Source organism: Acinetobacter sp. CIP-A165, from assembly GCF_000367985.1.
Lineage (GTDB): Bacteria > Pseudomonadota > Gammaproteobacteria > Pseudomonadales > Moraxellaceae > Acinetobacter.
In genome coordinates this window covers 452,776-460,705 of the sequence record NZ_KB849202.1, presented here as the reverse complement: position 1 = coordinate 460,705, position 7,930 = coordinate 452,776, and the positions used below count along the sequence as shown (strand labels likewise).

Annotated in this window: 7 protein-coding genes and 1 pseudogene; 2 read left to right on the top strand and 6 right to left on the bottom strand. The window is 40.4% G+C overall.

Features of this window, described 5'->3' with window-relative positions:
* The first annotated feature begins 93 nt into the window (after positions 1–93).
* Positions 94–1,428 (top strand): ISNCY-like element ISAba32 family transposase, encoded by a 1,335-nt coding sequence (locus tag F991_RS07735; RefSeq protein WP_004668300.1) that lies wholly within the window; start codon positions 94–96, stop codon positions 1,426–1,428.
* A gap of 319 nt (positions 1,429–1,747) precedes the next feature.
* Here F991_RS07735 and cas6f read toward each other — a convergent pair whose 3' ends face one another.
* The 5 genes and pseudogenes from cas6f to F991_RS07710 all read right to left on the bottom strand — a co-directional run bounded on the left by cas6f (position 1,748) and on the right by F991_RS07710 (position 5,541).
* Positions 1,748–2,359 (bottom strand): type I-F CRISPR-associated endoribonuclease Cas6/Csy4, encoded by a 612-nt coding sequence (gene cas6f / locus F991_RS07730; protein ID WP_004670428.1) that lies wholly within the window; start codon positions 2,357–2,359, stop codon positions 1,748–1,750.
* A gap of 3 nt (positions 2,360–2,362) precedes the next feature.
* Positions 2,363–3,013 (bottom strand): annotated as a pseudogene (gene csy3, locus F991_RS07725) (type I-F CRISPR-associated protein Csy3); the annotation flags it as partial.
* A 56-nt stretch (positions 3,014–3,069) separates the two neighbouring features.
* Positions 3,070–4,002, bottom strand: coding sequence for an IS5-like element ISAba12 family transposase (locus tag F991_RS07720; protein ID WP_051064200.1), 933 nt, complete (start codon positions 4,000–4,002; stop codon positions 3,070–3,072).
* Positions 4,003–4,077: 75 nt separating this feature from the next.
* Positions 4,078–5,046, bottom strand: coding sequence for a type I-F CRISPR-associated endonuclease Cas1f (gene cas1f / locus F991_RS07715; RefSeq protein WP_004670426.1), 969 nt, complete (start codon positions 5,044–5,046; stop codon positions 4,078–4,080).
* A 123-nt stretch (positions 5,047–5,169) separates the two neighbouring features.
* A complete protein-coding gene (locus F991_RS07710; RefSeq protein WP_004670425.1) occupies positions 5,170–5,541 on the bottom strand; it encodes an Mpo1-like protein in 372 nt (123 codons plus the stop codon).
* A 238-nt stretch (positions 5,542–5,779) separates the two neighbouring features.
* Between F991_RS07710 and F991_RS07705 the strand changes: the two genes are divergently transcribed.
* On the top strand, positions 5,780–7,228 hold the full coding sequence (locus F991_RS07705; RefSeq protein ID WP_004670424.1) for a CYTH and CHAD domain-containing protein: 1,449 nt from the start codon (positions 5,780–5,782) through the stop codon (positions 7,226–7,228).
* Here F991_RS07705 and F991_RS07700 read toward each other — a convergent pair whose 3' ends face one another.
* Complete coding sequence (locus F991_RS07700) at positions 7,229–7,861, bottom strand: hypothetical protein (RefSeq protein WP_034595506.1); 633 nt, start codon at positions 7,859–7,861, stop codon at positions 7,229–7,231.
* Positions 7,862–7,930 lie beyond the last annotated feature (69 nt).

Genomic DNA, 7,930 nt, shown 5'->3' with positions numbered 1-7,930 from the left:
TGTTAGAACCCATTTAAAGTGTCTATATTCTCACCAATAAAAATGTCTGGTTTATGATGGTTTTTATCACCATGGACTGGATATAAAATATAGATGCTGATCACTATGTCTGATAAAGAAATTCAACGTCTTGCAGTTCTGCAAGACGTTAGAGATCATCGTATTACCCAGGTCCGTGCTGCTGAAATCCTGAATCTTTCCACCCGTCAAATTACCCGGTTATTGCAGAAACTCAATCAAGATGGTGTCTCAGGTATGGCACATGCCAGTCGTGGTCAACCTGGCCATCGTCGCCATGATGACTTGTTAAAATCAAAGTGCCTTTCCATTATTGCTGAACATTTGCTGGGCTTTGGACCCACCTTGGCGCATGAGAAGCTCAGCAGCATGTTTGGTCTGCATATCCCGGTAGAAACGGTTCGTCGCTGGATGACTGCAAATGACCTGTGGATTCCTCGATCCAAGCGTCTGAAACGTCCGTATCAGCCTAGATATAACCGTGATTGCTTCGGTGAGCTGATCCAGATCGATGGCTCATATCATGACTGGTTTGAAGGCCGAGCTTCCAAATGCTGCTTGCTGGTTTATATCGATGACGCCACTGGAAAGCTGTTGCATCTGCGCTTTTGTGAGGCTGAAACGACCTTTGATTATATGCTTTCAACCCGAGCCTACATTGAGCAATACGGCAAGCCTTTAGCGTTTTATAGCGATAAACACTCGGTATTCCGAGTGAATCAGAAATCGAGCCAAGATAGCCAGATCACGCAATTTGGGCGGATTCTGAATGAGTTAAATATTGATATTATCTTCGCCAACTCACCCCAGGCTAAAGGCCGTGTGGAACGTGCCAATAGAACACTCCAGGATCGCCTGATCAAGGAAATGCGCCTAGAAGGTATCTGTTCAATTGCCGAGGCAAATGCCTGGCTGCCCTGCTTTATTGAGCATTTCAATCAGAAGTTTGCCAAGTGTGCGCGAAACTCAAAGAATTTACATCGGCCATTAACCGAATCTCATCTTGAACTGGATGATATTTTTACCTGGCAGGAACCGCGTAAGGTCACCAAGAATCTGACCCTGACCTATGACAAATGTATTTATCTGCTTGAACCGATAGAGCTGAATCATAAGCTTGTTGGGCAATATATTTCATTTCTGGAGTACCCGGATGGGACTGTGGCCCTCATGCACGAGGGACGAAAGCTCAACTACAGCATTTTCAATAAGTTAGCTGGGCTACAGCAGAATGAGATCGTTGAGAATAAACGGTTAGGTACAGTTCTGGCACATATTCAGCAACAGCATGAAGAGTTGGAAAAACAGAATAAACGTTCCCGTCTCAAGAAAAGTATGCCGAGTCGTAAAGCTCAGAAAGCTGTTATTGAACAAAGAAAGTTAAATCCTGTGCTTGACTCTTGTGGTTAAAAACAGGACATTTTAAATGGTTTATCGCATAGACATTTTAATTGGTGAATAACATGCCGCCATGAACTTGCACGTTCATCTTCATCATCATCACTAACATTTCTAAATGGCGTATGCCGCCATGAACAAGCATGTAAATCAACTATCAGACTTCACAAATTTCTAAATGGCGTATGCCGCCATGAACTATAAAATTATAGTAAAAATATAAGTTACAACAAGTATTTATCATGGATTTTGGCATGTTACCCAATCAAAAAATGGCTTGTTGTAACTTATTGATTTTATTAAGCTGTTAAAGAGTAGAAAAAATATTGGGTCAAAACTCTGGAACTGTTGCAGTTCTGCTTAGCCCATACGTTCCAAATTTCCCATCTTTCGCCTCATCAGCAACAGACTTACCAATATATAAGCGATACGGTCGATCTATATTTTCCTCACGTTTAGCACTAAGACTTTTTAGACTAACATAAGGCTCAACCACAGGTAGCTCAACATATTGTTTAAAATGCTGCTTAGCTTCATCCAAAGAAATATTTCGGCGTTGTGCTTGATGAGCAATGCGCTCCTCTAAACTCATCTTTGGATTAACACGGTAATAATGTGCATAGCCTGTGATCTTAGCTTTCGGCACTTCACGCGGTTGAATGATGTGCACATAATCCATCAATCGTTCTAGCCACTGACCTAAATTAAGCTGCTGTAACTCATTTTCCGTTTTTGCAAAGATACGAATTTTTGTACCCAAAAATCCAAGTTTCTTTTGCTCATTGATACGATATTGAGGAAAAGAAACTCCGAGATAGCTCCTTTCCTGCTCATCACTATGTTCGGCAAAAGCAATATGGAGCTGGGTATAAACTTTTGACCAAATAAAATAGGGGGAAATTTCATCTTGATCAATCAAGGTAATTTCTTGATACCAATCCATCAATTACTCCTTGCCACTTTGACCAAAAACTCCACCACGTACCAAAACTGCCATCACGTAATGCTCTTGTTCAGGATTCTCAAGTGACTCCCCCAGTGCATATTTATCAAATAAGCTAAAAAAGTCTTTTTTATCTTTAGGCGTACGATAAGCCTTTCCAAGATTGGTTACTGCGCCGTATGGCTCAATCGCAATTGCAGTTTTCTTCTCATCAAATTCAGGATACCAAGTATCAACTGTACGTAATGCATTACCAATTTTTTGAGAGTGCATTGCAGCAACATCATTCACATGATATAGAATTTTACTCTTATCGCCCTTCCCTTTATCCAATACCAACTCTTCACTTGGGTAAACTTCTTGAGCTTTGCCAACCAATGCATAAGCTTCAATTTTAATTAATAAATATGGTATTTCACCTCTTAAAGCTTGTGCAATTTGATTCGCCAAGTTTTGTACTTTCTCATCAACTTGATCAAAGTCATGCAATGGGTATTCCAAAGCATTAAACGATACTTCTGGTTGATCATTAACTGTGACAATAACTTCTACTTTTTCCGCTCCCACACGGTTACGCCATAAGAAACGAGCATTGGCGATATTGAGAGCATAACGTTTTGCTAGCTCTGTAAAACCATATTGCTGGATATAACTATTAGGCTTTGTTGCACAAAGATTTGAAATGCAAAGCGCCCCTAATTGAGCCAAATTTAAGGCGTAACTTGGGTAAGTGGTCGACCTAATTCCGTAAATCTGTTAAGGACTGCCACACGTGCATGGATCTCATTGACTTGGCTATCAAAACTCCTTGCACTGAGTTTATCTCCTAATAATTTGATGCAATGCATCTTAGTTTCAACCAAACTTCGCCGATGATAGCCTGACCATTTTTTCCATAGTGTCCTGCCTAAACGTTTAATTGTTCGAAGTAATTCATTTCGCTCTAGCGAGCTACTCTTTGTATCTTTCCATGGTTTCGCATTTTTTCTAGGTGGAATCACCGCATGCGCTTGCCGATCTGCAATGACCTGACGGCATTGCTTGGTGTCATAAGCTCCATCGGTATAAACAGAGTTAATCTGCTCATCTTGTGGAATCTGATTAAGTAAATCACCAAGCACCTGTGAATCACTGACATTATTGGTTGTAAGCTGAACTGCTCGTATTTGTAGGGTTTTAGCATCTATACCAATATGAAGTTTACGCCATTGGCGACGATATTCAGGTCCATGTTTCTTGCGTTTCCATTCGCCCTCACCTAGAAACTTCATGCCTGTAGAGTCCATGAGTAGATGCAGCCCATCGCTACTTTTTTGGTAGCTGATTACAATATCAATATGCTTTTGTCTTCTACAAAGCGTGGTGTAATCTGGAGCTATCCAATTTAATCCGCAAAGTTTAATCAGACTTTGCACAAAGCCAGTGACCATACGTAAAGACAGACGGAATAAGGATTTAATCATTAAGCAGCATTGGATGGCTGCGTCGGAGTAGGTTTGATTTCGCCCTTGTTTACCGATGGACGGAGCATACCATTGCGTAGCAGGATCAAACCAAATGGCAATATTTCCGCGACTCATGAGTGCTCGGTTATATGCGGGCCAATTGGTTGTGCGGTAGATTTTGTGTGCAGGCTTCTTCATTTGAAAATTATATCGCTGAAAAACCCTTTACAGATAGGTTTGTGCAACAAAGCCATTGAGAGATAAAAGTGACGATCATATATTTTCTCCATTTTCAGAAGAAAACCGTTGTAATGATTGTTCTTTCACCTGCTCAAACATAAAGTCCAAACATTTATACTCAGTAAATTTTTGCAAGATTTGCTGACGGAACTCCTGCTCTTTCATACCCTCTTTGGCACAAATAAACGCCCACGGTAAAACCACCGCATCCTTAATTAAATCTGCGACATCAAAGACCAAAGCACCTCGTCTAGTTTTACCATGCATCACCGCAAAACCATGATTGATACCCAAGACCCAAAGTGTTGTGGCAGCCAATCCATAAGCCAGATAATTGCCATGATTCAAAAAGTCGTTTGCTAGATCACCTTGTTCAGGATTACGCTCAAAACCAAGCTTACAACGTGTCGCTGCAATTTTATAAAGTTGCTTCGTCGTTTGTGCCTCTGCCAGTAATAGATCACCCACCTTACTTTGATGCGGTATTTTCTTCTCAAAACCAGTTAAAGCTTGCTGAATATCGAGATCATCCAGATAAAAACCCTCATCTTTGAGATCTTTATCTTTCGCCCAAATTTTGCGAATAAACTCAATACGTGCCAGTTGAAACTGTTTAGCAACCGCTAAACGTTTTGCATCATCAAACCAAAAACTCATCCAGCCTTGCATATACTCGGTTGGACGATATTCACTTTGAGGCATCATCCATTCAATTTCTGATCCCATAAATAGAGGCGTTCCTCCACCCCCTGTAAAACCCACCAACACTCCTGCACTTGCAAGCATTCGCATCGCAGCTTGCGTAATTGAAGTGCCTGTCCCTAATAAAATGACCGTGGTATTGGCAATCGGAATATTCCAATATTGATTTTCATTTTTAGCTTCGGTGAGATATAAAACGCGACCATCTTTTTGCATCACACGACAATGCTCAAGATAATAAAGATTGGCACGTTTCGAATGGAGTATTGCTTTTAAATCTGAAGGGTTGAGTTGTTCCATTCTTATAATTTCTCTTATTTTTTATGATAATACTTGAACGTTTGATAATAAAAAAGCTGCCGAAGCAGCTTAGCGACGTATTATGTCGTTTTAACTCTGATTATTTTTTAGCAATGATTCAACTTAGGAATCTATCTTATCAAATTGACGATCAACCAAACTCAAACGTCCACGTGCAACATCGGACAACATCCGCCAATCCGAAATAAAGCTAAAAAGCGGCTGTTTAAAACTTGCAGGTTTATTATGTTCAAAGAAGAAATGCCCAACCCATGCACAGGCGTAACCCGACAATAAACCATAAGCCAAATATTTGGCTTTGCGCTGACGAATCGCTTTACTAAAGAAATATAAGCCAACTGAACTTCCCGCTACATGCAAACGGCGGCTTGCGATACTACGATGCTCAGTTAAATAAAAGCGATAAAATTCATCATAGTTTTTTATTGGCAATGAAAATTCCACTGGCTTGGTCAATGTCGCTGGTGCATTCATTTTGATCGTCCTAATCCTATATAACGCTCATGACACGGTACTGTATTTTTTGTACAAAATAAAGTCATTGCATGCCAACAAAGCGATACTCTATTGATATACCACCTTACGAGCTATAGCTCTCATTGCGAGATCGGCTTTTTTGGCGCAAGATAGTACAGTATGAAAAACAACGATCCACAAGTAAAATACACCCATTTTAAATTCTTCATTCTAAAAGATCAGGAGTCACGGCATCATGGAAATAGAACTTAAATTTCAACTTCCTGCATCTAAGAAAAAAAGTGTTCTACTGGCATTAAATAAGCAAAAAGCGCAAAAAATTCGATTACAAGCAAAATACTACGATACCGCTGATCGCCTACTGGCAAAGAACCACGTTGCGATTCGTCTGCGTCAGGAAGGTGAACATTGGGTTCAAACCTTTAAGGCGGCGAGTAAAAATCATTTACAACGGATTGAAGAAGATATTCATTTGGGTCAATGTGAACAAGAACCCGAGCTGGATTTATCTCTGTATCAACATAACCAAACTGTTCAAGACATTTTACGCGAGCTGCTAGGTGATACACATGCTGATTTACTTTTGCAGTTCCAAACCGATGTTGAGCGCACATTTCACGTTTTTGAATTCCAAGGTTCTCAGATTGAAGTCTGCCTCGATGATGGCGAAATTCGTACACCAACTAATCAAGCCAAAATCTGTGAGATCGAGTTTGAGTTAAAACAGGGATCGGCTCGAGATCTGATTATTTTTTCAAATCACTTAGTAGAAAAATATCAATTATGGCTCGATGTACGCAGTAAAGCTGAACGAGGCAATTTACTGGCGATGGGGGAAAAAGTCTCTCCAGCAACCAAAGCCAAAACACTTCAACTCAAACCAGAGTTTTCGGCTGAACAAGCCCTCAAACTGATTATTGAAAATAGTTTAAATCAGATTTTACCCAATGCCGCTGCAATTGCTGATGGTGTTGCTGAAGCAGAACATATTCATCAAGCGCGTGTTGGTTTACGACGTTTACGCTCAGCACTCAAGCATTTTTCACATTGGTCAACGCAAATTGATGCGACTTGGGAAAGTGATTTGGCTGACATTTTCAGGGCTTTAGGACAATCGCGTGATAATGATGCCATTCAAGATTCAGTCATTCCGTTGATCAAAGAAGTTTGTGATTTTGAATTTCCATTCAATGCTCAAGCGACGGCAAATGTCACTAAACTTTTAAGTAATACCAAAACCACCCAACTGTTTTTATCACTACTCAGCTTTAGCTATAGTGAAAATGAATCAAAAACCAAACTCACAAAACAAGTGGCCAAAAGCTTGACAGGGCTTTATCAAAAAATCCTAAAAGATGCCGCTCAATTCTCTGATCTTCCTATCGAACAGCAGCATCGTACCCGTAAACGCGTCAAGCAGTTACGCTACTGCATCGACTTCGTATCAGGCTTATATCCTGAAAAGAAGGTTCAGCAATTCCTAGATAAGTTACAGCCGATTCAGGAGTATTTAGGTTTTTATAATGACTTGTTTGTGGCTGAGCAAATTTTTCAGCAGCATACGGCGAAGCAATCGCAATTTTTATTTGCTTTAGGTTGGGTCAAGGCGCAGCAACCGCATGTGATGAAAAAAGCAGATAAAAAGCTCCAAGTCTTGTCTCATAAAGATATTTTCTGGGAGTAATTACCGATACTTCCCAAAAATCTTCCACGTGCCATTATCGGCAATCGGATCACTGTAACTATCATTACGTTGCTTACGTGGTTTATCCCGTGCATCAACCAATTTAAAATGCGGCTCTACAGTTAAAATCATGCCATTCATATAAAAACGGGTTCGCGTATATTCGCTCTGGCCATGCTGAAATACATAAGTCCGCAGATCAATAAATTCACGGTGTGCGACCAACGCTGCCGTGTCATCACTTTCAAGCCATTCTTGCATCGCAAAAATCTGGTCTGTATCAAACTGTCCACATTTTTCGACTAAAGCTGCCACGCCCCGAAACGTTTTTGATTCCTTCGCTCGGGTTCTATTAATCCGAATCCGATCCACATGAAAGAAAAACAGAGGTAAATTCAAATGACTCGGTAAATGAATCACGTCTACGATTTCATCTTGCATAAATGGCTGACAAAGCTGTTGTGCCCTTTCAATCAATGGTTGCCATTGACGATAGTACTCATCCACCTCTGCTTGCAGTCCATAGTAAATCGGTAAGCCCTCCACCTGTTGTAAAAGTTGCGGTGGATGGATATGTTGACGAAGTAAGGCAATATCTGTTTTTAGACTTTGAATAGCGATTGCATCTTGCATCATGATTATTCTAATTGCTTAGGCTATTTTAGATTAAGGCAACGGTTTTGTTTATGCAAGGCTTTGTCT